Raw genomic sequence first — 1,319 nt, forward strand, 5'->3', positions numbered from 1 at the left:
TGAACCGCCCCGGATTTGATGGAGGCTCCAACTCTTGAGAGAATGGAGCTATGAACAAGAAGCCAAGCAAATTTTCGCCGGAAGTCCGGGAGCGCGCAGTCCGTCTAGTACGTGAACAGCGTAACGAGCATCCTTCGTTGTGGGCGGCGGTCGAGTCGATTGCAGCGATGATCGGCTGCACGCCGCAGACGCTGCATGAATGGGTCAAGCGCGACCAGATTGACCAAGGTGAGCGCGCAGGCGTGACGACAGACGAACGTGAGCGAATCAAAGCCCTGGAGCGCGAGAACAAGGAACTGCGGCGGGCCAACGAAATCCTGAAGCTGGCGAGTGCGTTTTTCGCCCAGGCGGAGCTCGACCGCCGGTTGAAGTCCTGAAGGCCTTTATCGATCAGCATCGCGACACCTTCGGGATCGAGCCGATCTGCAAGGTCTTGCGGATTGCCCCGTCGGGTTATCGGCGCCATGCCGCACAGCTTCGTGATCCGTCGAAGTTATGCGCCAGGACGAAACGCGATGAGATTCTGTGCCCGGAAATCAACCGGGTCTGGCAGGCCAATATGCAGGTCTACGGTGCGGACAAAGTCTGGAAGCAGATGAACCGGGAACGCATCGCCGTTGCTCGCTGCACGGTGGAACGCTTGATGAAGCGGCTGGGTTTGCAAGGTGCTGTACGCGGCAAGCGGATCCGGACAACGATTCCAGATGCTGCCGCCCCGCGCCCGCTGGATCGGGTGAATCGGCAATTCTCTGCCGACCGGCCAAATCAGCTGTGGGTGTCGGACTTCACATACGTTTCGACGTGGCAGGGCTGGCTGTACGTCGCCTTCGTGGTGGACGTGTTCGCGCGGCGCATTGTCGGTTGGCGGGTCAGTTCGTCAATGACCACTGATTTCGTTTTGGATGCGCTTGAACAGGCGCTGTATGCTCGCCAGCCAGGTGACAATGGAACTTTAATTCATCACTCCGATAGAGGCTCGCAATATTTGAGCATCCGCTACAGCGAACGCCTGGCCGAAGCTGGTATCGAACCGTCGGTCGGCAATCGAGGAGACAGCTACGACAACGCGCTGGCTGAAACGATCAACGGCTTGTACAAGACGGAATTGATTCATCGCCGGACTTGGAAAACTCGAGAATCTGTCGAGCTGGCGACCTTGGAATGGGTAGCCTGGTTCAACCACCATCGACTGATGGAACCACTCGGCTATATACCGCCCGCTGAAGCTGAGGCAAACTACTACCGGCAGCTCAAGATCGCTGCCGATGAAACCGTATTAACTTAAACCAACCAGCCTCCACGATTCCCGGGGCGGTTCA

At 57.8% G+C, this 1,319-nt stretch carries 1 protein-coding gene and 1 other annotated feature; the gene reads left to right on the plus strand.

The window, feature by feature from the left end; translation table 11 throughout:
- Nucleotides 1–50 precede the first annotated feature (50 nt).
- Nucleotides 51–1,285 (plus strand): IS3 family transposase gene (locus ACI48D_RS25985; RefSeq protein WP_435574130.1). Its coding sequence is split into 2 segments (ribosomal slippage): nt 51–342 and nt 342–1,285, totalling 1,236 coding nucleotides; the frame shifts between segments, so codons are not numbered across the junction.
- Nucleotides 332–448: a sequence feature (AL1L pseudoknot), on the plus strand. (Overlaps the previous gene by 117 nt.)
- Nucleotides 1,286–1,319: the final 34 nt, after the last annotated feature.

It is taken from the genome of Massilia sp. LXY-6 (assembly GCF_051233485.1).
In the GTDB taxonomy this organism is placed as follows: domain Bacteria; phylum Pseudomonadota; class Gammaproteobacteria; order Burkholderiales; family Burkholderiaceae_D; genus Telluria.